The sequence below is a fragment of the Ekhidna sp. genome, from assembly GCF_039940915.1.
Lineage (GTDB): Bacteria > Bacteroidota > Bacteroidia > Cytophagales > Cyclobacteriaceae > Ekhidna.
This window is the reverse complement of record NZ_JBDVFO010000002.1, coordinates 737,937-762,601: the sequence shown is the minus strand read 5'-3', so window position 1 is coordinate 762,601 and position 24,665 is coordinate 737,937. Positions and strand designations below refer to the sequence as shown.

The following is a 24,665-nucleotide window of genomic DNA, read 5'->3' as shown; positions in this document are numbered from 1 at the left end:
GGTCTCAAGGTGTAATCACAATCGGTATTATATCAGGAAGGACTGGATAAGTACAGGAATATCCTTGTCAGGAAGGGGTGGAGAGTAGTGTCGAAACTGCTTTTCTAATTGCTGAGAAAAGTCAATATCCTCACGTAGAACAAAATGGACAATTGCCAGTTGATACAAGTCGGGAGAGGCATCAAAATCAAAAGCAACAGTAGTGAACTCTTCTACTTTGAGTTCTTCGCTGATGTCTTTACAACAAGGCATTTGTTCGTCTTCTCCTTCAAAGCAATGCTCAGCGTGAACATTCACCGCGATAGACTTCAGCCTACCCATACAGTAGTGCTTGTTGAGGGTAATGCCTGTGGTAGCTACCAGCAAGGTGATTGCTAAAAAAGTATTCGCTATGTTTTTAAAGACGCCCACTGTTGCAAAGATACGGATATTAACTGTTTTAGTTTAATGACAGGCTTGATTGAATTTCTTGAGCTTGTAATAATTGTAGGGTAGAGGAGTAATAAATCCAACAATTAAAGCTGGAATCAATGCAAGCCAATAAGCCGGATCATCAAAGGCAGCTTTGCCGCCAGTAATCATGAAATCTGTGCTTGTCATAGCTATTTCCATAGCTACCATGGAAATAAATGACATACCGAAGGCTGTTTTCAATGCAAATGACCAGGAGAAATGCTCTCTGCTCTTGAGGATTATTGTTTCAAGTATGATGGAAGTACAGAGTCCTGCTACAATGGCAAGAATCATTTGCCACATGATTGGGGTGGATGGATAATAGGCTTGTAGAAAAAACACCATACCAAAGTCCCCAATGGAACAGCCAATCAAACAGTTCAATGTATTGAAAGAAGCACGATTCCATTTAGTCTTATCTGACCAAAACCCATCCGATGTTTTTACATGATAGCCATTCTGTCCCAAGAGTGCATCCAATTCTCTTTTAGAAATGGTCCCCTCAACTATTAGCTTCACTTCCCCATTGATATCGGCTTTCCAATGTGAGATTTTTTCGCTTGCGTCTAAAGCAGGGCCTACCTTATCTACACACCCCTGACAATGCAAGCTGGTTGCTACTTCAAGTTTTTGCATTTGCTCCATAATTACTATACAAATTTCGTAAGGAAATGGTGCAAATGCTTATTAATTACTTCTATTCATATCTTAATGCACTGACAGGATTCATTTTGGCTGTTTTGTAGGTTTGGATACTCACCGTGATGAAAGCAATTAGTGCTGTAACGAAGATCGCAATCACGAAGATTGCCGGATTTATCGTGGTATGAAAAGCAAAGTCATTTAACCATTGATTACCATAATACCAGATCAGTGGAATCACAAATAGATTACCGAGCAAAACCAAAATCATAAACTCTTTGGAAAGTATGAAGATGATTTGTCCAATACTTGCACCCATCGTCTTTCTTATTCCTACTTCTTTGGTTCTACTAAGCGCGACAAAGGAGATTAAGCCAAAAAGCCCAATAGATGAAACAATGAGAATTATGATTGCGAAAATGGTGAGTACCCTGGCTAGCTGATTTTCTTCTCTGTATTGTCGATCAAAATCTTCATCAAGAAAGAAATACTCCAATTCATAGTCGCCGTAGACATCATCCCATGCATTCTCTATCCCCTTGGTTAGCTCGTAGGTTTGCTTGGTGTCGTATCGAATGGCGAAGTATCTACCATAACTGTAGCTTCTGTAGTCCATGGCTTGTGGCCAAATAATATCTTGCAGTCCAAGTCCATGATAATCTTTCACAACTCCGATGACCGTGCCGGCCGGCCGTTGAGAGGGGGAGACAATTTCTCTACCAATGGCATCCTCCGGACTTTGCCAGCCCATTTCTTCAACGCATGTTTCATTGATGATCAGACCGGCCTCTAGTTCAGATGGTCGCTCAAGGTCAAAGTTTCTACCAGCAATTAACTGAAGCTCCAATACATCTACAAAGTTCTCATCTATGGCCATATACTCGGTATCCACCTGTTCTCCGCCTTCTTTTTCGGGGTAAGCCCACTGGCCCAGCCATCCAGGTCTTCCTGGCAGCGCATTCGTGTGAGATACATTATATACACCAGAGATTGATTGAAGCTGACTTTTTAAAACATCTCTTCTGGATCCTCTCGGCGCGTCGGAAGCGTTGATGATCAAAACCTGTTCCTTTTCAAATCCCAGATCTTTTGTTCGCATGTAATTGATCTGGTTGATTACCAAAAGTGTGGCTATGACCAGCCCAGAAGAAATGAAAAATTGAAAGGTTATTAAGATTTTTCTAAGACTTAATCCCTGATAACTCTTGTTTAGTTTGCCACTAAGTGCATTTAAAGGATTTAAACTGGATATGATCCATGCAGGGTAAAAACCGGAACCAATCGTTACCGCCATAAGCAACAAAAGCACCGCGGTTACGAATTCCATGGCACCAAATGACGCGATATCATATTTTTTACCCATCAAATCATTGAAAAAGGGGAGTGCCACACTCATCAACACCAAGCCTACTACAAAAGAGATGAGTGTAAGCAAGAATGATTCTGTCATGAATTGACTTATTATGGCTTTTCTTGAAGAGCCGGCTACTTTCTTCATGCCTACTTCCTTGGCACGATAAGCAGAACGAGCCGTGCTTAAGTTCACGTAATTGATGCATGCGAGAAGGAGTAAAAAAGCCGCAATCCAGGTGACTGTTTTTACTCTTTTACCGGAGCCTTTCGGCCCAAACCCATTGTAATAGGTCTCGTTTAGATAGACCTCTTTTAGCGGTATCAGTTCTACTGAAAACGATACACCCATTTCTTCCATCCACTCCCCATTGTTTTCGTTGTACAAGTCTTTAACCTTTGACTGGAGCACATCTGGATCAGTTCCTTCTTTCAAAAGAAGGTAGTTTCGAACGTTGAAATTTCCCCAGCCCTCCGTATAGCTCCACCACTGCAGCTTTTCTATGGTTGGAAACGAGACAAGAATGTCAAATTGAATGTGCGAGTTTTCTGGAAAATTTTCAATTACTCCCGTAATTTCAAAATCAATTGAGTCAGCCAGAGTAAGTGTTTTCCCAAGTGCGTCGCCCTCGAAATAGACATCTTGAAGAGATTCTGTGATAACCACCGTGAAAGGCGCTGTAAGTGCCTCTTTTTCATTGCTTGATACCAAGTCAAACGAGAAAAGATCAAAAAATTCCTGACTCGCATAATAAATAGATTGATCAACTCGCTTGTCTTTATGGTTCAATTTGATGTTCGAAGGAAAATTCTTTGCATATAAGACCGATTCGACTTCAGGAAACTCTGTTCGTAACTTGTATCCAACTGGCCAGGCGTTGGTTTCCATTCCTCCTTCAGAGCCAGTTACAACTTTGTAAATTCGATCACCCTTTTTATGAAAGTTATCGAAAGAGAGTTCGTCGATAACGTAAAGAAGAATAAGCGCACCTACTGCTAGTCCCAGTGATAGCCCGATAAGGTTTATAGCAGAGTGGGTTTTGAATTTTAATAAGTTTCGGAATGCAAGTCTGATTGTTCTCATGATTGATATGATTAGCCCTATTTTATAAATCCATTTTAAATTTTTGAGTAAGCTCAGCCTGAAGAGCTTCAACACACCAAGTGTGTACCGTTTGCGGGCCCCCTTTTTTGAAAGAGTTTCCAGATCGTCGTAAAAAACTTCCTCCAGATCCCCCTCGATCTCTTCCAGGTATTCACCATGAATGAAGATGCGAAGGAGTCGGCGAGCCCATTTTGGTGGCGCTATCTCCTTCATTATTAGATGGTTTTAAGTCCCTGGGTAGCTATTTCTGACCAAAAGCCTTCGCGAATTGCTTTTATTTCATTGAGTATTTTTTCCGCATACGGTGTGGCGTTGTAAATCCTTTTGCGTTTCCCGCCTCGTTTTTGAGTGGCCTCTCCAAACTCTGATGTAAGAAAACCCTTCTCCTCCATTCGCTTGAGAGCGGACTGGATAGAGCCTACACTGAGTCGCTCCTCCATTCGCTTTTCTAACTCCTTCTTTATTTCTACTCCGTACGCATCTTCGCGTAAGACGATTACCGATAACAGCACCAATTCCTCGAATTCTCCAAGCTTAGTTTTTTTCATTGCGATTGATAGGTTAGTAACTATTCAGCCACCTATTACTACTACAAAAATTGAGCGTGACAAGCGGTATACATTTATATTATTCGTAATTGCAGTAAAAATAGTTACAAATATTATTCGTAATTGCAGTTTTTATGAAAAATATTCATTAAACCAGCCTTATAGTGCTTTAAGGTAGGTTTATTAAATAACTTGTACAAAACAACAACTAATTTGATAACTTGTGCGTTTGTACAACAAATGGAAAGATTTTTAAGACACGAATCCTTGATTCAACTGCTAAAGGCAATGACATCAGGCAGTAAGTCTTTCTACTTTTAATAGAAGAAAAAATGAAGGGAGAACACCTAGGAGAATTAGAAGAATTGGTCCTACTGACAGTTGGATCGCTTATGCACGAAGCGTACGCGGTTTTGATTCTAGAAGAGATAAAAAGCAATACAAGACGAACCATGGATGTAACAGCCATCCATTCGGTACTTCGGCGTTTGGAAAAGAAGGGTTTTGTGAGTTCAGAAATGGGGGGAGCGTCTAAGGAACGAGGAGGCAGGAGGAAGCGTTTTTTCACGCTGACTAAAGCTGGACGCAGTGTGTTGGATCAATCAATGGAATTGCGCTACTCGCTTTACCAAAAATTACCTAAACTGACTTTCACCGGACTAGGATGAGCCAGCCTCCAAAATTTGCAGATCAATTATTGGAATGGTTTTGTGATCCTTACCTAATTGAGGATCTACAGGGAGACCTCCATGAGATATATGAAGGCAAAAGTAAAAATGGAAAGCAAAAGGCGAAGGTGCTTTATTGGTGGTTGGTTATCCGATCTTTTCGCTGGTCTGCGCTAAAAAAACCTCAAACATTCAAAAACTCAGGACTTATGATTACAAAGAATAACATTAAAATAGCATGGCGGGTATTGCTCCGCGATAAATTTAACAGCGTCATTAATCTACTAGGGTTAACAGTAGGAATTACATGTTTCCTTTTATTGGGCTTGTATGTGAAGCAGGAGATTAGCTACGATCAATTTCATACAAAAAAAGATAGAATCTATCGCCTCATCTTAAACGAGGATTATGGAGATGGACGTACCTTTTACAATTCCACCACGCCGCTGAGATTTGAGTCGATGCTGGAGGAAAATTTTCCAGAGGTAGAACAAGGCGTGCAGTACATACGAAGAACCCATCTCATCGGTAGAGGAGAAAAACGCATCAACGAACCTGTTGCTCTAATCAGTGATGACTTCTTCACCATGTTTGACTTTGAAATGGTAGTTGGTAAGCGGGAAGCTCCTTTTTCTTCTAAAAGTGGCGTATTGCTGTCTAGAAGATATGCTGAGAAATATTTTGGAGAAAATGACCCCATGGGAAGGCCCTTTTCTATACAGATTAATGATGAAATTCAGGATTTTGTTGTGGAAGGTGTTTTCAAGGATATTTCTAAAGAATCCAGTATTCAGTTTGACATAGCGCTATCCGTAAAAATGGGTCGCGATCTGTACAGTGAACGTTCGTATACAGCCTGGTTTAATATCATTCCGGAAACGTATGTTCTGCTACGTGAAGGTGTGAAGCCGGCCAGTCTCAACGAAAAGATGCAAGACGTGGTGATGAGCCAGCTTGGAGAGTTGGACATGGGAGGGGAGCCAATACTTAGAGGTCAATATGGAATTGAGTTTCAATTATTGACTGACATACACCTCAATCCTGATGTTCCACTAGGTTTTGCTCCGGTAGGAAATCCTCAATATGTGACCATCTTAGGAGTGATAGGGTTGTTGGTAATCATCATTGCATGTATCAATTATGCCACCTTATCCATCGGTCAATCATTGAAGCGATCCAAGGAAGTAGGAATAAGAAAAGTTCTTGGAGCATTTGGTAGCTCATTAACAGTACAATATTTAATGGAAGGTATTTTACTCACGCTGATCGCAATGATCATAGCAGTCACGCTTGCCTTTCTTTTAGTTCCGACATTTAACATGCTTACAGGGACCGATTTGGTACTGGAATTTGAGTGGTGGCATATCATGATCTATCTAGCCATGTCCATCATTATTGGTCTTGCTTCGAGTATTTATCCCGCTTTAGTTCAATCCAGGTTTAAGGCTATATCGGTACTTCACAGTGGTGGTCAATCAATGGATAAAGTAAAGGCAAGAAAGGGGATGATCGTTTTTCAGTTCATAATTACTGTTTTCTTGATTAGTACATCCTTACTCATAAGACAACAAGTTACCTACCTGCAAAACAAAGACATAGGGGTTAAATACGACGCAGTTATTTCTGCGAGGCTACATGCAAGTCCAGAGGCACAGAGAATCGCCGCGCTTACAAGCACTGCCATGCAAAATGGCGAAATACTTAAAGCAAGGTTAGAAAAGTACCCTGAGATTACTCAAATAGGAATGGGAAGTCATGTTTTTGGAAGTAATGGATGGGCGCATTATGGATTTAATGACAAGGATGGAAATTTCAAACGTTTTCGATTGCTGGTAGCTGATGCCGAATACCTTGAGTTGTTTAATATAAAGGTCAAAGAAGGAAGACTTTTTGAGAAAGACAATACATTAGATGAACGCCAGGGAGTACTGCTAAATCCCGCTGCTGTGGCTTTGCTAGAACTGGAAAATCCGGTGGGAGCTCAGCTGCCCAATGACGAATTTGGTGATCATCAAATTTTCGGAGTAACGGAGGAATTCCACTTTTCTTCTTTGCACAATTCCATTGAACCTCTGGTCATTGTTCAAAACCCTGTTCCAATTTTGATGGGTATTTCAGACCTAGATATTAATGATTCTTTTATTCCAAAACTGGTATTTAGATTCACTGGAAATAACTTGCTGGATGCTACGGACATACTTCAAAGAGAGTGGGAGGCGTCATTTCCCAATGAAAGCTGGAATTATGAATTTGTGGATGAGCGAATCAAGTCGCAATATGAGAGTGAGGCTAGAATGAACAAATTGATAACGGTAGCCACCGTATTATCTATTCTCATAGCTTCTCTCGGCTTGTTAGGACTTTCACTTTTGGTGGTGAATAGCAAAGTCAAAGAGATTGGTATAAGAAAAGTAATGGGAGCATCTCCGATTTCCATTTTTAAATTGCTGGCAAAAGGGTTTTCCGTTCAGATTCTAATCGCTATTGTTTTATCAATCCCGATTACTGTTTTACTGATGAATAAGTGGTTAGACAACTTTGCCTATCGTACTAGCATTGGGATTGGACTCTTTATAGTAAGCGCTTTGCTTTCTATTTTGGTTGCAGGTATTGTCATTGTTTATCAGACGATGAGAGCTTCCAAAGTGAATCCAGTGGAATCGCTGAGAGCCGAATGATGAAGATTAGGAATAAAAAAAGGCTACTCTAAATGAGTAGCCATTTCTAAAAGCGGAATGTTTGACGGTAGTAAAATCTTGAAATTAGCCTATGAGGAAATTTACTACTAGTAAGGATAAGGCTAATCCCGTCGTGCATATCACAAAACTTAAGTTGATGAAATTCTTTTGTTCTTTAGTGAATGTAAGTGCAGCCATGATTGGTAGTGTTTGATTTCGATTATGAAGTAACTCATTAAGGAAAACACTTCCAATTTTGTTCGTTGAACCTGATAGAAGCGTAGACTATGGGACGAAAATCACAGATTAGGATTTTCTAATTTTGGATCAATTCAGCTACTTCTTCGCCAACTAGACTTCCAATGGCGACCCCCATGCCGCCTAGACGGACTCCAATGGCGATGCGATCAGATACTTTTTCAACAATAGGCGCCTTGGTTTGACCAAAAGCCATGATGCCGGACCACTCCATTTCTATTTCAAACTTCTGAGCTGGAAGTATGACGGTTTTTAAATCCGAAATCAGCTTTTCTTTAATGTGGTCATTTACACCAAACGCTGTAGTGCATTCATCTTCAAGAGCTAGATTCCTGCCGCCACCAAATAAGAGTTTTCCATAGTAGTCTCTGAAATAATAGTAACCTTCTTCATAGTGGAAAGTCCCTTCAAATTTTAAAGGTTGCTCCGGTTGAATACTCATGACGATACCCCTGCCAGGGGTTATATCCAGGTTTCTAGGTATCAACTTTTTAGTAAATGCATTGGTGCATACCGCCACTTTTTGAGCTTTGAAGGTTACGTCCTTGCAAGTCACGGAAACAACTGCTTCCTCTTCCTCAATAGCCAAAACTTCACAACCCGTATGTACATGAATCCCAAGCTCGGCACAGTATTTCCAAAGCGAGGCTATGAGTTTCCCCGTATCAAGCTGGCCTTCCAAGTGGTTTTCAATCAAATGATTGGTCTGGCCAAAGCCAAAGCTTTTGATCTTTGAATCTGATAATTTGAACACCTCTGTTTGAAAGAAGGGATGAAGTAGGCTATTGATCTGATTAATATTTTCTTCCATCCCGGAATTTTCTGACATCAACTCATATCCGCTTTTCATCTGGATGTCAATCATATGTCTTCCCAGTCGCTGACAAGTCTTCTGCAATCCATCCCATCTTTTCTCTACAAGCTTAAGCATGCCATCTTCACCAAGTGCTGCAACATCATTCATCAGCTCGGAGACGCTTCCGAAGCAAGCAAAGCCTGCATTTTTTGTACTTGCCCCGGAAGGGAGTACACCGCGTTCCACCACCGTCACTTTTAGATCTGGGGATTGCTCTTTTAAAGTAGCTGCCGCTGAAAGGCCTGTAATACCAGCTCCTATGACTAAGACATCAGGTGTAAGAAAGGACTGTTTTTCCCAAAGACTGTGCACGGTAATTTATTTTATTTTGAATTTAGTTAATCAGTATAATTGACTCGCAACACCTCTGTTTTGATTTTAGCTGAGGCTAAAAAATTAAGCCAAAAAAGCTGCTGCGCAGAAAGGTGATCGTTGGGTGACTTCACTTCGTAAAACTGGTAATCTTTATCCTTCCAGATGAATAGATCTGGAAAACCAGCGCTGTTCTCTTTCATATTTTTAGACATTTCAATCAACACGACTTTCAATCCTTTGAGGGGTAGTTTTTGAATCATCACCTCTAGTGCTGGTAGGAGTGCCTCATGCCAGGTCACAAACCGATTAGCAATGCCCATTTTTTCATCATGAACAGTTGTTACATATTCCACCAATTGCTTCCTTGATCGTAACTTTTTAAGTTGATCCTGGAGTAATTCTTGCCGTGACTCAAAGAAAACGGCATCATTCAAATCTGAGGGTTGCCGCTGGAGCGGGTGATGGAAGGAGCCATGGTTTGTGTCAAATATGATGTGCCAAAATACAAGCCCAAACAAACCCCTCCACAGAAAATTTTCTGCATGTATTCCATCCCAACCTTCATTGGCATAGTAGTCGAGAACAGCATTTTCAACCCGACCAGTTGGTGTTGGTATAGCTATAGATGCCGCACTTTTGAGCCGCTGAGTCATGCTTCTATCTATGCGCAGACCTTTTCGATTTAAGAAGTCCGTAGCAAATGTAAGTTCTGATGCATTAGCTGCTCCTTCTAGCATTTTCTGAGCGATGTGTACGGCTTCATCCTTGCGATCTAGCTTGTCCAGCAAACGCACCTTTCGCTCTCTGGCTGGAGGTCTATCTGTATAGGAATAGTAGCTAAGAGCTAGATCAGGCATTTGAATTTGCTCCATATAGTAGGCGATTTTCAGAAGGAGCTTTTCTGCGGATTTTGCAGATCTTGGGTAGGAAAGCCACGTTTTCCAGGGTATATCTTCAAGATACTCTTCAAGCGGTAGGTCTGCTTCCTGTATTTCATAAACCATGCGCTTCAATTGTGATACGTGCATGACTGATAATGCCTCTTCACGTGATTGAAACCAGGGTTTGAAATTAGCATCATCAAGCTTTTCTATTTTGATATTTCCTACATCACGTATCACAAAATCGGTCATGCGACCACCTCTATGACCAAAGAAAAGGAGCTTGATAAACTCAACCTCTTCATTTTTCAGCACCTGAGCAATTTCTTCCTGCTCGTGTAAATGTGAAAGGTCTGATTCAGTTAGTTCTGCCAGGATATCTTCCTTTTTTTGAGATGGAAGTAGAAAATCATAAAAAAATGTTAACTCCGATTTTGTAAAAAGTCTAAACTGATTGGGATCATTGCTTTCATTTATTTGAATGAAGCCGTGATGCGTCAGCTCTTCTTTTGCTTCATGCACGTTTGGAATTTCGACATACGATATCTTGTTAATTCGAAAAAAGTCACCTCTGCGATTTGAAAATCGGAGATATAGGCATTGGGCTTGTTCAGATAAATCTCGGAATGATTGATAAAATAAGTGCTCGGGTTGATCCAGCACATGATCATATTGACGTTCCACAAACTCAAGTAAGTAGTTGAAGTAATCTAAATAGTACTTTTCGGGTAATATGATTGGATCATTTTTAGACATTTATCAAATAAGCCACTTTTTTGGTTACTCTACGTGTATATGCAGTATTATAACAGTGCACCACCATCAACTAAGTATATGAGGCAACTTCTGGTTGGATTATTCATCCTGGCTACATCATTATTATATGCTCAAAGTTATATCGATTCAGGCATTCGCCATTTTGCTGCGGGTGAATATGATGAGGCATTAATCGATTTTAAGGATGCGGAGGAAATTGAGAGTATGATTACAGAATCGTCCAAAGCAAAGCTGTACTATTATCGTGGAATCATTTGGTTGAATAAGGCAGAGTCTGCTGTCGGTTTTGCTGAAGAAGATCCGCTGCAGATGAGCTTTCAGGACCTTACGCAGGTGCTAAGTATGGATCCCGATTGGGAGCCTCAAATAAAGAAGGCATATGAAAAACTTCATTCACTGATTTTAGATGAGGCTGAAGATTATACAAAGCTTGCGAGAAAAGAGGAGGCTTTGAATGGACAATTATCCCTTTTGGATACTCGAATTGGCTACCTGCAGATGGCTGAAAAATTGGAGGTTTCCACCCGTCCGATTTTACTGCTTGGTCAAACCAATAAGTACGCTGGTGATTTATTATTCGACAATGCAGGCAATGACTTAACGGAGTTGAAAAAATCCAGAAAATATTATGAGAAAGCGCTTCAGTACTATGAGATTGCTAGATACGATGACCCTTTTTCAAAAGAAATTATTGAGGAGTTATTGTTGATTTCGAGACGATTGACAGATGCAGAACGTATCGAGGAATACGAAAAACTACTTGAGCTTGCAGGCGGATAGTTTAATGCGGGTGTCTAGCCTTGAATTAATTGATCGTTTACAAAATTCGCAACTTCGCATAGGCCAATAGCAAGGTCTTTTCACCAGCTTTTTCAAAGTCTACTTTCGCTTTCTTGTTTGCGCCCTGCTCATCAATGTTGGTTACCACCCCAAAGCCAAACTTTGGATGCTCTACTTTCATTCCTTCAGCAAGGTTTGTAGTGTCACTTGGTTCGAAATCGGGACTCGGTTTATGGTTTATTTTTGCTGCAAATCGTTTCGTATTCTCCTTTTTGACATTGTTAACAAAGTTTTTAGTCACATAATTAATGCCAGGAGAGACAGGGTCACTGGAAGAAAACTTTCGATTTACCTTGATGAATTGAGGATCTACTTCTTCCAGAAACCTACTGGGTTCACAGTTTTTTAGCCGACCAAATCGATACCTATTAAGGGCGTAACTCAGATAGAGTTTCTTCTCTGCCCTAGTAATCGCAACATAAAACAGCCTTCTTTCTTCTTCCAAATCTGCACGGCTGCTTAGCATCATTTGAGAAGGGAACAATTCTTCCTCTAAGCCTACAATGAATACATAAGGAAACTCAAGCCCCTTGGCCATATGAATCGTCATCAGGGTAACTGCCTCATCGGTTTTCTGATTCCGATCCTCATCAGTCAAAAGGGCCACATCTTGAAGAAAAGCACCAAGACTTTTGTCCTCTCGATCCGCGTCATCGGTAAACTCTTTGATCGCATTGAGAAGTTCTTGGGTATTCTCATACCGGTTCATTCCTTCAATGGTCTTATCCTCATACAGTTCCTTAAGCAAACCTGACGTTTTTGCTATTTGGGAAGCCGTATCATAGGCATCTTTCTTCTCATTCGTCAAACGAAAAGACTTAATTAGTGTCGTAAAATTCTCTACTTGAATGCCGCCTTTACCCCCCACATAGGAGCTGGCTTTTTCCATGATTTCCCAGAGGGTTTTTCCTTCTTCATTGGCGGCAACCACCATCTTGTCAATTGTGCCAGGTCCAATACCACGTTTAGGTAAATTGATGATTCTGCGCATGGCTGTTTCATCATTTGGGTTGACCGTATATCGGAAATAGGAGAGGAGATCCTTGATTTCTTTTCGTTGGTAGAAGGAAAGTCCGCCAACTATACGATACTTGATATTATTTCTTCTAAGGGCTTCTTCTATGGCACGAGACTGACTATTGGTTCTGTATAGGATGGCAAATTCATTTTCTGATGCATGATTGTGCATTTTCGTTTCAAATATGGCTGAAGCTACCAGCTTGCCCTCTTCATTGTCTGAAGTAGATTTGATCAAATCAATAAGTTCACCATCCTGATTAGCTGTCCAGACACTCTTTTTTAGTTGAGCAGTATTTTTATTGATGACAGAATTGGCCGCATTGACTATTGTCTTAGTTGAGCGATAATTTTGCTCTAGTCGGATGGTCTTCAGGTCTGGATAGTCACGCTCGAAATTGAGAATGTTTTGTATGTCAGCCCCCCTGAAAGCATAAATACTTTGTGCATCATCTCCCACCACGCAGATGTTTTGCCGCACCGCTGCGAGTCTTTTGGCTATCAGGTACTGCGAAATATTGGTGTCCTGAAACTCATCGATCATCACATAGTGAAATCGTTGCTGATACTTATTTAAGACATCATCGTGGTTTTGAAAAAGAATATTTGTGTTGAATAGAATGTCGTCAAAATCCATGGCATCCGCTGCGAAACAGCGCTCAGAGTAAGCACGATAGATACGTCCCATTTCTGGCCGCATATTTTGCGCGTCATCTTCTAGATATACAGGATTGTTTTGATACTCATGCCAGGAGACTAGTCTGTTTTTTGCGCTGGAAATTCGATTGTATACAATATTCGGTTTGTATACTTTGTCGTCCAGGTTGAATTCCTTCACGATAAGTTTAATGAGCGACTTAGAATCGTCAGTATCATAAATGGTGAAATTGCTCGGGTAGCCAATTCTTCCTGCCTCGGCTCGTAATATTCTAGCAAAAACTGAATGGAAAGTGCCCATCCACAAATTTTTGGATTCACCTCCGACCATTTCTTCGATCCGTTTTTGCATTTCACGGGCGGCCTTGTTGGTAAAGGTCAGAGACATGATGTTGAACGGATCTACATTATGAGCTTTTATCAGGTGTGCAATTCTATAGGTTAATACACGTGTCTTCCCAGAGCCAGCTCCAGCAATGATCATGCATGGACCTTCAATGTTTACTACGCCTTCTTTTTGTGGGGGATTGAGTTGGTCAAGGTAATCTGCCTGCGCTTCTGCCATCTGGCAAATCTATTTGATTTGATCAACAGATTTTTAGTTGGTTAGGCTAAATCAACCAACAAAATGAAAAAACTTGTTCAAAACGATGAAAGCTAAAAACCCTAGAAATAAAATCACTTCAATGATGAGAATGAGATTGTTGGCTCTAAAGAATGACTTTTTCACAATGGTGATCGGTGGAATCTGATTTAGTGATTTTACTGGGTGCTAAAATTAATAATATTGAATCAATGTTAAGGCTGTGTTACCCTCGCATTGAAAAATTCAACTATATCAATTTATGACACATTATTTTTATATTGTTATCTGTATAAAACAACTTAACTACACTACTTATGGATTTTGCATCAATTAATTGGCTAGCTGTTTTAGTAGCGGCCGTATCTGCTTTCGTTGTAGGAGGTCTTTGGTATGGACCCATTTTCGGAAAAGCTTGGATGGCTGAAATGGGTTACTCTGAGGATGATCTCAAAGATGCTAACATGCTCAAGATTTATGGAACGGCTTTCATTCTTGAATTTATAATAGCTCTTCAACTAGCATTCTTTTTAGGGCACGGAAATAGCGACCCTTCTATAGGAGAAGGAGCTACTTATGGCCTACATATTGGCCTTTTCTTCATTGCCGCCGCGATGGGGGTAAATGCACTTTTTTCTAGGATATCGCTTAAGCTTTGGTTTATCAATGCTTTTTACTTTGTTGTCCTTCTGGTACTGATGGGAGTGATTTTAACCGCAATGTAATAGGTTAAAAAAATAGGTTCGCAAGAACCTATTTTTTTTGTCTTATAAACTTTCCCTCGTGATAGGTCTGAAGACATTCTCCTTTTTCTGAGAGTGAACACACCCGAAATAAGTATTCATCCTTGGATTTATAAATCCAACTATCCCTCAACAAAAGCCCTCCATATTCATATTCATAATGAAGACTCTTTCCTTCTGTCTTTATAACCCCTTTGCTAACTCCTCCCAGCTTATCAAATTCATAAAATTCAAGTTGTTGGGTTTGCACATTGTATATCCGTACTCCCTCATTTCTTAGCCCAAACTTCAATGTTTTGGGATCTGTAGTGTAAGATTTCACTTTTACTATTTCTCCATCCAGTCCCCATGAAATTTCCTTAACAGTTTTTCCATCATGCCCTCCCAATTGCTTACCAGACGAAATCCAAGTACTACCTACCAGGTTTTCAAATACGCCCAATGAATCTCCTTGGCCAAGAAGGGAGGTAGAGGATAAAATCAATAATAGCAGTCCAATCATTTTCATAAGCAGTTAATTTCTTGAGTTTGGATATAGTTTTCTCGGAATAGTCATTATTTCCAATTGTCGTCCATCAATGTATCTGACGTTCTCGCCATCGAAAAAAGCATCTTCCTCCAGCATTATACGAATTTCTTTCTGCCATGCATCCAGGTAAACACTTGCGTTTAATTCTATTGAGTGTGCAGTATTAGGGTAAAGTGGGTAGTCACCTTTCCCGGTTACACCTCCTTGTTGATCCCAGAGACCAATCGTAGGTCCTGCAGCATGTCCATGGAATCCAATAGGGTGGGTGTAAATAACACCTTTAATGCCTTCAGCTTTACATTGGTCTAAAGTGGCTTTTAATATTTCATTTCCACTTCTTCCTTCTTTGAAATTGGAAGTGAGAATATCCTGCACTCGATTCCCTTGCTTAAAGGCTCCTTCAAGAAAATTAGGTACTTCTTTCTCACCGGGCTTCAAAACATAAGCATGTTGCTGAGTGTCGGTGTTTAGTCTTAAATAGGTAATTCCAAAGTCTACATGCAGAAGGTCTCCCGGATAAATGACTTGCTGTTCCGGTCGTTCCGAGAAGGATCGCAAGTGATCGAAAGACTCCGGATCTTTTCTTTGAATAGAAACCGAAGGATGAAACCAGGCTGTGAATCCCAATGCTCTTATTCGATCCCGGTACCACCATACCACATCATTTGTTGTGGTGATTCCCGGTTGGATTATCTTTTCAGAAAACCCTTCAGCGATAATTTGATGTGCAATCCTAACGATGTTTTGATAAACAATCATTTCACTTTCCGTTCGAGTCTCCAGCCATCCGATGGCAATATTTTCAGCGCTCACAACCCGCTCCTGATAGTTCTTTGGAAGGACTTGCATCAATTGATCATAATGAGTAGATGAAATACCGTCAGCCAATGCAAATGTTTCTGATTTGTTAATTCCGATTTTTTTTGGGTTCTTGGATGCAATCATTTCAGCTAAAGCTTTCCATTGGTCTGGCTGCTCTTCTTTATTCCATATTGTCTTGAACAGACTTCCAGTATTGTAGCGTGACATTCCGAATGTTTCCAAATCTTTACCCTCACCCGGATCATAGGCGATCAGCATTGTGGTTCTTCTTGCCGACTGCCAAGTGGCAGGAAGTAAAGTTTTTATCACCGGATCTTCATTGTATTCCCGAGCGATAATTACCCACATATCAATTCCTGATCTACGCATAATCGAAGGAAGTGTAGTTTTCACTCGCTCTTCTAACCATTGATCTACCACCTCCGCTCTCTCTTTCATTGAAAGAATCTTCGGATTATACGGATTTTGAGAAACACATTTAAATGATAGCAGTATAATAGGTAATATGAGAACCCTCTTCATTGTTATTTATATTGTGTGAGTCTAAGATACTTGAAAACTAAAAACACCTATATAAGTTTTGCCACCATTAATTAAACCTTGCAACTGATAAATGTCAATAAAAACTTCATGCATATGTTCCTTACTTATACTATCACTTTCAAGTTGGGCAAATCCAAAAATTGATAGTTTAAAAAATGAACTTTACAATCATATAGGAGAGGACAAAAGGAAAGTAGAGCTACTAAATAATCTTGGATATGAATATTGGATTATTAATCCTGTCCAGTCGATTATATATGGGCAGCAAGCCAAAGCACTCGCTGAAATCCTTCAGGATGCTCCAGGCTTGGCTTTTTCGAATCGAGTAATTGGCGTTGCACATTGGGCAAGGGGTAGTTACGATAAGGGATTGGAATACCTTTTAGATGGCTTATCACAATATCGTGAACTCAACAACAGTCTGGGAGAGGGTAATTGCCTGATGAATATCGGACTAATCTATGCTGATCGCTCGGACAATGACTTAGCATTGGAATATTACCAACAGGCACTGGAGTTATTTGAGAAAAGCAATGCTCAAAACAGATCTGCGACTACATATGTGAAAATTGCAGCCGTGCTTATCAAGCAGGGCAAACTAGCCCAGGCAAGCGATTTCTTAAGAAAAGCAGAACTGATTCATGGAGCTGAAGATTTCTTCTACGGCATGTCTGAAGTATTGAATAGGTATGGACTCCTTAAAATTGAGACAAAAGAGTATGACAGTGCCAATATCTATCTTAAGCATGCTTTAGAGTTGAGCATACGGATTGAAGATAAAGATGGAATCACAAAAAATTATATTGACTTAGCTCGTGTAGCGCTTTTAGGTGATGATACAAAATTGGCGGAAGAGTTGCTGATTAAAGGATTGACAACAGCAAGGGAAATTCACTCCCATAAATGGCTCAAAGAAATATATAACAGTCTCTTAGGCATATCTCGAAAGAAAGGAAATCTTGAGCAGGCTATTTTTTATTATGATCAGTACGTCCTAGAGAAGGACAGTATCTTCAATGAGCAGACACTTAAAAATATTTCTCGTTTAGAGACAGAGCTTGCCACTACTGAGCAGAAGAGACAGCTTGTTGCTAAAGAGAATGAAATAATTGTCTTAGAGCAGAAATCAGCCATCCTGCATATCAGAATCCTTATTTTGGTTCTTGTTATTATTACCATCGTAGCGTCGGCCATAATTATTACAAAAAATCAGCGACAAAAAGCACGAAGAAAAGAACAGAAGGCTCTGAAAGAGGCAGAAGAAGTCAAAAAAGAACTTGAGTTTAAAAAGAAGGAATTGGTGTCATACACCATAAATTTTGTTCAAAAGAACCAGCTGTTTGAAGAGCTAATGACTACTGTGTCGGCTATAAAAAAAATCTCTTCCGATGAAATCAGAAAAGAGATAATCAACATGGATCGAACAATTAAACGACATCTACAGGTTGATAAGGATTGGGAAGATTTTAAACTAAGGTTTGGGAACCTTCATACGGGATTCTTTGACAAAATTCTAGCTCAGGAACCGACCTTGACCGGCAATGATTTAAAACTGTGTGCGCTTGTGAAAATGAGTTTCTCAATAAAAGAGATATCCGAAATGATGGGTATTTCGACCGAAAGTGTAAAAACAGCTCGCTATCGCCTAAAAAAGAAGTTGAATTTGCCAGGAGAAATGTCTGTTAATGATTTTTTAAATTCCATTACTACTTAGTGTTAGCTAAAACACAAATGCTTAGGGTCTATTCAATATCTATTTGAAAATTGCTGTATAACGCTAATTCAGCATTTAGCATAATTAAAGTTCACCTCTTGTCATCAAGCAAATACTTTTGGTAGACCTATTGTCTACCTCGAAAAATAGATTCAGGAGACTATCCCATAGATATTTGCATGTCTTCATAAAAGAATATTAGGTTTTGATTAATGAAGACATTTACTCTAAAAGCGGAGTAATTTTGGTGGTAGGGGCGTTCTTCGGAACGCCCTTTTTTATTCTATGATTATTCTTGAAACAAGCTTGTCCCCCTCTGATGAACTTACTTGCAATAAATAGATTCCTTTTTCTAGACCAGTTAAGTCAGCGCGGTAGCTTAATGAGTTTTCTTGAATGGTTTTTTCAAGAAAACTTTTTAATTCTCCTCCCGATAAGTTGTAAAGCGTAATGCTTTTAATTTGAAAAGGTTTAGTTGAAGTGACATTCATAATCCCATCTCTAATCTTTGTTGGATATGCTCTTATTTCCCTTTTCTCTTTTTGAAGTCCGGTGTTTACTTGTACAATTTGAAAATATTCGAATTCGCCATTGAAATCGACTTGCTTCAACCTATAATACTCAGTGGAAGAAAAAGCAAACCGATCCGTGTAGCTGTAGGTATGGACACTATTGGTATTACCATTTCCTTGAAGCGTTGCAATTTCATAGAAGTGCGTACCATCTTCAGATCTCTCCACAGAGAAATAGTGATTATTTATCTCTGAAGCTGTAGCCCATGATAGCTTAACACCATCGGTATTTTCGAATTGAAAATACATAAGAGTTACCGGAAGTGGTGTAGAGCCTCCACCACCCACAAAGTCTTCGATTGTTTCAAATCCATCCGTGCTTAAGTCCTCGATAAGAAAAGATGAGTCACCCGCGCCATCACCGCTCGCATCAATTTCAGACTCAGCATTGCCGGCATAGGAACCCGCATAAACATTGCCAGCACCTGAATAGTCATTATTGCCAGTAGATCCTGACATGGCGAAAGTTCCTGTAGCTACAATAACTCCATCTGAAGCCACCGATATTTTGTTGTTCATGGAGAGGTCTCCAAAGATGATGAGGACTCCATTACTGGTGACTGTGAGTTCCATTGCCTTATTTTGAAAGGACACATTCCCGAAAATCACAAGTGTATCATTGACGATAAATTCACCAGCGAAATTGCTACTGGCCACATCTATATTAACATTGCTGAGATCAGTTCCGAGGGTGATGTAATCATTGAAATTCAAAGTTTCCCCATCGAGATTTAGGGTGCCGTCAGCATCTGTGCCACTCCCCGGATAAGTGGTGCTCCAATTGCCATTATCTTGCCAGGATCCATCCTGGCTTGTGGTTTGGGAAAATGATGTGAAAACCATCAAAGCAAATAATAAGAATATTAGAGGTTTTTTCATGTGTCCTTGTGCGTTGTTCACAAAGATACGAAGTGTCCATGCCTATTGGATCCAATTTGAAACTATTTAGATACTTAGACAGGTTTGCTCGACAAAACTTTTACTTACCCAGTTGAATAGCTTTTTCTACCTTTGCAATACAATACCATAAGTAAAAGATGAATTATCTAAATAACCTTACCGAGGGGATCGGAAACACACCATTATTGAAGTTGAATAGTGTCAATGAGGGAATTAAAGGCACTATACTAGTTAAGGTAGAATACTTTAATCCTGGCAATTCAATCAAAGATAGAATTGCACTTAAAATGATTGAAGATGCAGAGAAGAATGGGGTATTGAAACCAGGTGGAACCATTATTGAAGGTACTTCTGGCAATACGGGTATGGGATTGGCTTTGGTGGCCATTGCAAAAGGATATAGGTGCATATTCACACTGGCCGATAAGCAGAGTAAAGAAAAAATGGATGTTCTTCGTGCCATGGGGGCGGAAGTAATTGTTTGCCCTACGAATGTTTCGCCGGAAGACCCAAAATCGTATTACTCGGTTGCGAAAAAATTGAATGAAGATATTCCGAATTCTTTCTACCCAAATCAATACGACAATGAGTCCAATGCAGCCTCTCACTATGAGACCACAGGCCCAGAAATATGGAAAGATACCGAGGGAAAGATTACGCATTATGCTGCTGGCATGGGAACTGGGGGGACAATAAGTGGAACATCAAAATATCTAAAAGAACAAAATCCAGATGTTTTAACAGTCGGATTGGACTCCTATGGATCTGTTTTTAAGAAGTATAAGGAAACAGGAGTGTTTGATGAGAAGGAGATTTATCCCTACCTGACAGAAGGCATTGGTGAAGATATTCTGCCTAAGAATGTTGACTTTGACATGGTTGATCACATTGTGAAGGTTACCGATAAAGATGCAGCCATCATGACCAGAAGGTTGGCAAGAGAAGAAGGTTTGTTTGTGGGATGGTCTTGTGGGTCAGCGGTTCACGGTGCTTTAGAATATGCAAAAGAGAATCTCAGCAGCAATGATGTCATGGTGATCATTCTTCCAGATCATGGCACCAGGTATTTAGGCAAAGTATACAATGACGATTGGATGAAAGATCATGGCTTTCTGGAAGAGCGAAAGTTTGCAACCGCAAAAGATATCATCCTGCGTAAGAATGGCTCTTCCAACTTAATTACGATTGATCAAAACATCACGGTAGGTGAAGCGATTCAATTAATGAATACAGAAGGGATAGACCAGGCTCCAGTTATTGATGGAGTCAACTTTGTAGGGAGTATTTCTGATAGTATGATTTTGAATAGTTTGATTGAAAAGCCGGAAATGAAAAGCAGCCCCGTTTCAGATGTCATGGACAGCGCGTTTCAGTTTGTATCACCTCATGACACCATTGATGTTATGTCCTCAATGCTAAGCAAAAAAACGAAAGCTTTGCTTGTGCGGGATGAGCAAAATGATGTTCACATAATCACGCAAAGTGACCTTTTGGTAGCCATGACGAATTGATTAAATTTGACAAGTACAATTATATAACTCTTTACTTGCAGCCCTGACGGTCACCGTTAGGGCTTTTTTGAATGAAATCGAATCAACCAATAGGTATTTTTGATAGTGGTATCGGTGGATTGACGGTTACACGAGCTGTAAAAAACCGATTGCCCAACGAGTCGATCATCTATTTTGGAGACACTGCCCATCTTCCGTATGGAGATAAATCCACCGCTGCAATCCAAGCCTATTCGGTTCGCATTGCTGAAATGTTACTCCAGCATGAGTGTAAGGTTATTTTGATTGCTTGCAACTCAGCATCCTCAGCCGCTTATGAGCTTGTAACGGAGTATGTTGGAAAAAAAGCCAGAGTTTTTGATGTAATAAATCCTACGGTTGATTTCATCCGTGAGAATCATGCAAATAGCAAAATCGGTTTGATAGGAACAAAGCAAACCGTCTCATCAAAGGTGTACGAAGATAAAATAACTGACTTGGGTCAAAACATTGAGTTTTCGTCACTCGCCACGCCTCTTTTGGTTCCAATGATTGAAGAAGGGATGTATGACGATGAAATTTGTCAAAACATCTTAAAACGATATTTGAATGATACCAGACTTGAAGACATTAAGTCGCTGATTCTTGGCTGTACACATTACCCGATCATCAAGGATGAAATTGGAAAGTTTTATGAACATGAAAGATATGAAGTTGAAATAATTGATTCAGCTGAAATAGTGGCCGCAGCACTCAAGTCCTTTTTAGCATTTCATCAATTGAGCAATAAAAATCACTCATCAGAGGATAAATTTTTTGTCTCCGATTTTACAAAATCTTTCGAAACCACTACCAAAACGTTTTTTGGAGAAGAAGTTAACCTGCAGCAAATTCCCATTTGGGATGAATTGTCTTAGATTTACGATATGAATAAAATAGTCACGCTTTTACTAGCGGTCATTTTGATTGGCTGTTCAGTGACAAAAACCACCAATAATATTCATCCTTTCTCCGGGGATAGTATGGGGTGCGGTAATTTCATTGTATATCAACTTTCCGAAGATAATTCCGAATACGTCTCCATTGTTGTAGATGTTTCTTCAATCGACCTTGAAGAGATGCAAGTGTACAACGTAAGCAAAGCAGATGTTGTGAGAGTGACACGTAAAAAGTACGCTTCAGCCGTGAATGCGTCCTTATGCAATGATGTGATGATGGATAAACCAAAAGAATTGCTAGAAGAAATTGCTTCAGAAGGTGTGGTTGAGGTATTTGTGACAAACTATCAGTTGGAAAAGGCTGAAAATAAGGAACCTTACAATGTAACCATAGTTCTCAAAAAAGTCATTTTTGAGACCATTTCAATAGATTATTTACGAATCGAAAATATAAACGTAGGATGGCTGCCAGGATAAAATTATACTCAATACTACTCGTGTTAGCACTCAGTAGTTACGCTCAAGAACTTGTTTGTGGTACTGAAGCCACTCCAAGAGATATCGAAGCGCTTAAGGACTTGGATGTAGAATCTTTTGTCAACGCACGATCTTCTTCTGCTGATCCAATAAGGATTGCAATAACGGCACACGTTGCTCGACGCTCTGATGGTACTGGAGGACTTTCGGAATTTGAATTGGCTGCAGCAATTGCGGATGCAAATCAGATTTACACGCTTACAAATATGGAGTTCTTCATTTTTGGAGATATCAATTACATCGATAGCGATAAGTATTTTGACTTTTCATCCTCGATGGAATTAGAGGTGGCCGAACAGCACTTTGTTGAGAACACAATCAATGTGTATTTTTTCAATTCTGCCTTATCAGGAGAAAACTCCGTTTGTGGATATGCACGATTTCCCCAAAGTGGGATCGACCGTATCGTAATGGTTAATAGCTGCACAACAAATGGCAGTACTTTTCCACATGAACTGGGGCATTATTTTGCGCTATACCACACCCATGGGAAAACGAACAATGGTACAACAGATGAATTGGTAACAAGAGATGGCGGTGCAAATTGTGCTACCGCAGGTGATGATCTGTGCGATACAGCAGCAGACCCGAGGTTGTCTGGTTTGGTATCTACCAGCTGTACGTATACAGGAGATGCGAAGGATGCAAATGGTGAAACTTTCCGTCCAAACCCTCGAAATTTAATGTCTTATTCAAGAAAGGAATGCAGAGATCAATTCACCCAAGGTCAAGCCGATAGGATTGTAGCTGCCCACCAACAGTACAAAACTTATTTGTATGATAAAAATTACTTAGCAGACTTTGATGTAGTGTCTAGAGAAGTCTGTCAGAATGGTACATTGGAGTTTGTAGATAAATCTGTGAATGCAGCGAGCTATGAATGGACATTTGAAGGAGGTACACCTGCTGTTTCTGGTGAGGCTAACCCAACCATCGAATACGCTACATTAGGAACCTACGATGTTACATTAGTTATCACCGATGCTGAGGGAGGAATGGACACGAAGACTTTCGAAAACCTGGTTACGGTTAGGAGTGAAGTAACTACCGACAAAACATCTATCGCAGGTTCTTTTGAGGAAGCCACCCTGACAGAGACCATCTATAACTATGATGAATCAGAAACATGGAAAAAAACGACTGCAGCTTTTTCTGACGGCACCAGTTCTGTTTACATGAATTTTGCAGATTATAACAGTGTAGGTTCAAACGATTACCTGGTGATTGATGCTTTGGACGCTTCAACAGAAAAAGTTTTTGCTTTGAATTTTGACTATGCATATGCGCCTTATAATGAACAATATTTTGATGGGCTGGAAATAGTTTATCGGGAGCCATGTGGCACATGGAAATCTGCGTGGTTAAAAGAAGGTTTTGACTTGGCAACTGTAGCCAGCCAGGAAAATTTGTTTACTCCGACAAGTGATCAGTGGAAGACTGAAACCGTGATTTTTGAAGTAGACCCATCTATAAACGTTGTTGAGGTAGCCTTTAAATCTATTAATGGTTACGGAAACAACTTATACCTAGATAATTACAGCATCGATACTTTCGATCCTTCGTTCGAAATACTTGATATTCAAATCACGAATACCTCATGCCCGAATGCAAATAATGGAGCCATTGATATTTCTGCTTCCTCCAACTCCGAGTTAGACTACAGCATTGATGGTGAGAAATTTGTTAAATCAAATGTCATTGAAAACCTTTTTACTGGCACTTATAATGTCATCGTAAGAAATGTTTTAGGAGATCAAGAGGTTCAAGAGGTAGTAGTTGCTTCTGAAAACGTATTTCCTGATACTCCGGTGATTGAGTTGATTGGAGGAGAAATTACGGTCACATCGGGAGGCAAAAGCTATCAATGGTACAAGGATGGACAATATTTGGATGGAGCTACGAGCGCAAGCTATTCATTCGAATCCGGAGGCAAGTTCATTGTATATGTCTCAAATGGAGAGTGCGGCGTATTCTCGGAACCATTCTTAGTTCTTTCAGCGGATGCTGTTGATTCTAATTTGAAGGTTTTCCCTAATCCTGCGGAAGATTACATCTCGATATCGTTACCGTCCAAACTTCAAAAGGAAGTCAATAAGATTACTGTCAATGATGTGTCAGGACGAAAGATTCTTGAATATCAATATGAAGAAAGATTGGATGTAAGTGCTTTGGAGACAGGTCTTTATATCTTACATTTTGAATTAGAAGGAGAAAAGGTAAACCGACGTTTTCTTAAACAATAAAGAGCC

19 protein-coding genes are annotated in these 24,665 nt (G+C 40.0%); 9 read left to right on the top strand and 10 right to left on the bottom strand.

Features of this window, described 5'->3' with window-relative positions; all coding sequences use genetic code 11:
- Positions 1-27: 27 nt before the first annotated feature.
- From ABJF57_RS08490 to ABJF57_RS08475, 4 genes are all read right to left on the bottom strand, one after another.
- Positions 28-411, bottom strand: a complete 384-nt coding sequence (locus ABJF57_RS08490) for an HYC_CC_PP family protein (RefSeq protein WP_462234255.1) — start codon at positions 409-411, stop codon at positions 28-30.
- Between the two features lie 33 nt (positions 412-444).
- The gene (locus ABJF57_RS08485) at positions 445-1,089 is read right to left on the bottom strand and encodes a DUF4396 domain-containing protein (protein WP_462234253.1); all 645 of its coding nucleotides are present in this window, start codon (positions 1,087-1,089) and stop codon (positions 445-447) included.
- A 61-nt stretch (positions 1,090-1,150) separates the two neighbouring features.
- Positions 1,151-3,763, bottom strand: a complete 2,613-nt coding sequence (locus tag ABJF57_RS08480; RefSeq protein ID WP_462234251.1) for an ABC transporter permease — start codon at positions 3,761-3,763, stop codon at positions 1,151-1,153.
- 2 nt (positions 3,764-3,765) lie between these two features.
- Positions 3,766-4,098 carry a PadR family transcriptional regulator gene (locus ABJF57_RS08475; protein ID WP_462234249.1) on the bottom strand — a complete coding sequence of 111 codons (333 nt, stop codon included), beginning with the start codon at positions 4,096-4,098 and terminating at the stop codon, positions 3,766-3,768.
- A gap of 332 nt (positions 4,099-4,430) precedes the next feature.
- Between ABJF57_RS08475 and ABJF57_RS08470 the strand changes: the two genes are divergently transcribed.
- A complete protein-coding gene (locus ABJF57_RS08470) occupies positions 4,431-4,766 on the top strand; it encodes a PadR family transcriptional regulator (protein ID WP_462234247.1) in 336 nt (111 codons plus the stop codon).
- Complete coding sequence (locus ABJF57_RS08465; protein WP_462234245.1) at positions 4,763-7,444, top strand: ABC transporter permease; 2,682 nt, start codon at positions 4,763-4,765, stop codon at positions 7,442-7,444. Before ABJF57_RS08470 ends, ABJF57_RS08465 begins: the two co-directional genes overlap by 4 nt.
- Positions 7,445-7,760: 316 nt before the next feature.
- On the opposite strand, the gene ABJF57_RS08460 is transcribed toward ABJF57_RS08465, so the two are convergent.
- Positions 7,761-8,870, bottom strand: coding sequence for an NAD(P)/FAD-dependent oxidoreductase (locus tag ABJF57_RS08460; RefSeq protein WP_462234243.1), 1,110 nt, complete (start codon positions 8,868-8,870; stop codon positions 7,761-7,763).
- A gap of 26 nt (positions 8,871-8,896) precedes the next feature.
- Entirely contained in the window at positions 8,897-10,510 is a 1,614-nt protein-coding gene (locus ABJF57_RS08455) for a VRR-NUC domain-containing protein (RefSeq protein ID WP_462234241.1), read from the bottom strand.
- Between the two features lie 78 nt (positions 10,511-10,588).
- Here ABJF57_RS08455 and ABJF57_RS08450 point away from each other — a divergent pair, with 78 nt between their 5' ends.
- Entirely contained in the window at positions 10,589-11,311 is a 723-nt protein-coding gene (locus ABJF57_RS08450) for a hypothetical protein (RefSeq protein ID WP_462234239.1), read from the top strand.
- Between the two features lie 37 nt (positions 11,312-11,348).
- Here ABJF57_RS08450 and ABJF57_RS08445 read toward each other — a convergent pair whose 3' ends face one another.
- On the bottom strand, positions 11,349-13,610 hold the full coding sequence (locus ABJF57_RS08445; protein WP_462234237.1) for an ATP-dependent helicase: 2,262 nt from the start codon (positions 13,608-13,610) through the stop codon (positions 11,349-11,351).
- Between the two features lie 335 nt (positions 13,611-13,945).
- Between ABJF57_RS08445 and ABJF57_RS08440 the strand changes: the two genes are divergently transcribed.
- Positions 13,946-14,353: a DUF1761 domain-containing protein gene (locus ABJF57_RS08440; RefSeq protein ID WP_462234235.1), complete on the top strand. Its 408-nt coding sequence runs from the start codon at positions 13,946-13,948 to the stop codon at positions 14,351-14,353.
- 28 nt (positions 14,354-14,381) lie between these two features.
- On the opposite strand, the gene ABJF57_RS08435 is transcribed toward ABJF57_RS08440, so the two are convergent.
- Together ABJF57_RS08435 and ABJF57_RS08430 are read right to left on the bottom strand one after the other, a co-directional pair.
- Positions 14,382-14,873 (bottom strand): hypothetical protein, encoded by a 492-nt coding sequence (locus ABJF57_RS08435; protein WP_462234233.1) that lies wholly within the window; start codon positions 14,871-14,873, stop codon positions 14,382-14,384.
- A 12-nt stretch (positions 14,874-14,885) separates the two neighbouring features.
- Positions 14,886-16,244 (bottom strand): M24 family metallopeptidase, encoded by a 1,359-nt coding sequence (locus tag ABJF57_RS08430; RefSeq protein ID WP_462234231.1) that lies wholly within the window; start codon positions 16,242-16,244, stop codon positions 14,886-14,888.
- Between the two features lie 91 nt (positions 16,245-16,335).
- Between ABJF57_RS08430 and ABJF57_RS08425 the strand changes: the two genes are divergently transcribed.
- A complete protein-coding gene (locus ABJF57_RS08425) occupies positions 16,336-17,979 on the top strand; it encodes a tetratricopeptide repeat protein (RefSeq protein ID WP_462234229.1) in 1,644 nt (547 codons plus the stop codon).
- Between the two features lie 278 nt (positions 17,980-18,257).
- Here the strand turns inward: ABJF57_RS08425 and ABJF57_RS08420 are convergent, their stop codons facing one another.
- Entirely contained in the window at positions 18,258-19,430 is a 1,173-nt protein-coding gene (locus ABJF57_RS08420) for a T9SS type A sorting domain-containing protein (protein WP_462234227.1), read from the bottom strand.
- Between the two features lie 158 nt (positions 19,431-19,588).
- Here ABJF57_RS08420 and ABJF57_RS08415 point away from each other — a divergent pair, with 158 nt between their 5' ends.
- The 4 genes from ABJF57_RS08415 (at position 19,589) to ABJF57_RS08400 (ending at position 24,659) form a co-directional block, all read left to right on the top strand.
- The gene (locus tag ABJF57_RS08415; protein WP_462234226.1) at positions 19,589-20,962 is read left to right on the top strand and encodes a cystathionine beta-synthase; all 1,374 of its coding nucleotides are present in this window, start codon (positions 19,589-19,591) and stop codon (positions 20,960-20,962) included.
- Between the two features lie 71 nt (positions 20,963-21,033).
- The gene (gene murI, locus ABJF57_RS08410) at positions 21,034-21,858 is read left to right on the top strand and encodes a glutamate racemase (protein WP_462234224.1); all 825 of its coding nucleotides are present in this window, start codon (positions 21,034-21,036) and stop codon (positions 21,856-21,858) included.
- Between the two features lie 9 nt (positions 21,859-21,867).
- A complete protein-coding gene (locus ABJF57_RS08405; RefSeq protein WP_462234222.1) occupies positions 21,868-22,356 on the top strand; it encodes a hypothetical protein in 489 nt (162 codons plus the stop codon).
- A complete protein-coding gene (locus tag ABJF57_RS08400) occupies positions 22,341-24,659 on the top strand; it encodes a T9SS type A sorting domain-containing protein (protein ID WP_462234220.1) in 2,319 nt (772 codons plus the stop codon). The genes ABJF57_RS08405 and ABJF57_RS08400 overlap by 16 nt, the downstream gene beginning before the upstream one ends.
- Positions 24,660-24,665 lie beyond the last annotated feature (6 nt).

Bases quoted from the DNA above. Each gene is read 5' to 3' on its own strand.
- ABJF57_RS08465 (WP_462234245.1), top strand. From the start codon at position 4,763: ATGAGCCAGCCTCCAAAATTTGCAGATCAATTATTGGAATGGTTTTGT.
- ABJF57_RS08480 (WP_462234251.1), bottom strand. From the start codon at position 3,763: ATGAAGGAGATAGCGCCACCAAAATGGGCTCGCCGACTCCTTCGCATC.
- ABJF57_RS08440 (WP_462234235.1), top strand. From the start codon at position 13,946: ATGGATTTTGCATCAATTAATTGGCTAGCTGTTTTAGTAGCGGCCGTA.
- ABJF57_RS08430 (WP_462234231.1), bottom strand. From the start codon at position 16,244: ATGAAGAGGGTTCTCATATTACCTATTATACTGCTATCATTTAAATGT.
- ABJF57_RS08445 (WP_462234237.1), bottom strand. From the start codon at position 13,610: ATGGCAGAAGCGCAGGCAGATTACCTTGACCAACTCAATCCCCCACAA.
- ABJF57_RS08470 (WP_462234247.1), top strand. From the start codon at position 4,431: ATGAAGGGAGAACACCTAGGAGAATTAGAAGAATTGGTCCTACTGACA.
- ABJF57_RS08420 (WP_462234227.1), bottom strand. From the start codon at position 19,430: ATGAAAAAACCTCTAATATTCTTATTATTTGCTTTGATGGTTTTCACA.
- murI (WP_462234224.1), top strand. From the start codon at position 21,034: ATGAAATCGAATCAACCAATAGGTATTTTTGATAGTGGTATCGGTGGA.
- ABJF57_RS08400 (WP_462234220.1), top strand. From the start codon at position 22,341: ATGGCTGCCAGGATAAAATTATACTCAATACTACTCGTGTTAGCACTC.
- ABJF57_RS08425 (WP_462234229.1), top strand. From the start codon at position 16,336: ATGTCAATAAAAACTTCATGCATATGTTCCTTACTTATACTATCACTT.
- ABJF57_RS08475 (WP_462234249.1), bottom strand. From the start codon at position 4,098: ATGAAAAAAACTAAGCTTGGAGAATTCGAGGAATTGGTGCTGTTATCG.
- ABJF57_RS08415 (WP_462234226.1), top strand. From the start codon at position 19,589: ATGAATTATCTAAATAACCTTACCGAGGGGATCGGAAACACACCATTA.
- ABJF57_RS08455 (WP_462234241.1), bottom strand. From the start codon at position 10,510: ATGTCTAAAAATGATCCAATCATATTACCCGAAAAGTACTATTTAGAT.
- ABJF57_RS08485 (WP_462234253.1), bottom strand. From the start codon at position 1,089: ATGCAAAAACTTGAAGTAGCAACCAGCTTGCATTGTCAGGGGTGTGTA.
- ABJF57_RS08435 (WP_462234233.1), bottom strand. From the start codon at position 14,873: ATGATTGGACTGCTATTATTGATTTTATCCTCTACCTCCCTTCTTGGC.
- ABJF57_RS08450 (WP_462234239.1), top strand. From the start codon at position 10,589: ATGAGGCAACTTCTGGTTGGATTATTCATCCTGGCTACATCATTATTA.
- ABJF57_RS08405 (WP_462234222.1), top strand. From the start codon at position 21,868: ATGAATAAAATAGTCACGCTTTTACTAGCGGTCATTTTGATTGGCTGT.